The 729-nt window shown below is 44.4% G+C and carries 1 rRNA gene; it reads left to right on the top strand.

Annotation, left to right across the window (positions count from 1 at the left end):
- Positions 1 to 117 precede the first annotated feature (117 nt).
- Positions 118 to 729: ribosomal RNA gene (locus DWX59_RS28430) — 23S ribosomal RNA — on the top strand; the annotation flags it as partial.

Below are 729 nucleotides of genomic sequence, written 5' to 3'. Positions count from 1 at the left end.
ATGAAAAGCAAAAGTAATGCAAATGAGGAAAAATGAACGACAATAACGAAAGTTAAAGTCGGGTAAAAAACCTGCAATTAGCATAAAAATTAAGAGGATTAGACATAATTCAAAAATGGTTAAGCTAAGAAGAGCGTAGGGAGAATGCCTTGGCATTAGGAGCCGACGAAGGACGTGATAAGCTGCGATAAGCTGCGGGGATCAGCAAGTATGAATTGATCCGCAGATTTCCGAATGGAGCAATCCGTATGTGTATGCACATACATCATATACTGAATCAAATAGGTATATGAGGGGAACCGCCTGAACTGAAACATCTAAGTAGGGCGAGGAAGAGAAATCAACCGAGATTCTGTGAGTAGTGGCGAGCGAAAGCGGAAGAGGCTAAACCATAGGTAGCAATACTTATGGGGTTTCGGACAGCATTTAGCATTGATAATTTCTAGTTGAAACGTGTGGGAAAACGTACCGAAGAGTGTGAGAGTCACGTAAGCGAAAGAGAGAATCAGCGAGCTGTATCCAAAGTACCGCGGGACACGTGAAACCCCGTGGGAAGATGGGGGGACCATCCTCCAAGCCTAAATACTACCTAATGACCGATAGCGAATAGTACTGTGAAGGAACGGTGAAAAGAACCCCGGGAGGGGAGTGAAAAAGAACCTGAAACCCTATGCTTACAAGCACCGAGAGCACGTCAAAGTGTGATCGGGTACCTTTTGTAGAATGGTC

This window comes from Enterocloster aldenensis (genome assembly GCF_003434055.1).
Taxonomy (GTDB): Bacteria; Bacillota; Clostridia; order Lachnospirales; family Lachnospiraceae; genus Enterocloster; species Enterocloster aldenensis.
The sequence above is the reverse complement of the archived record's forward strand: the minus strand, read 5'-3'. Positions and strand labels throughout refer to the sequence as shown.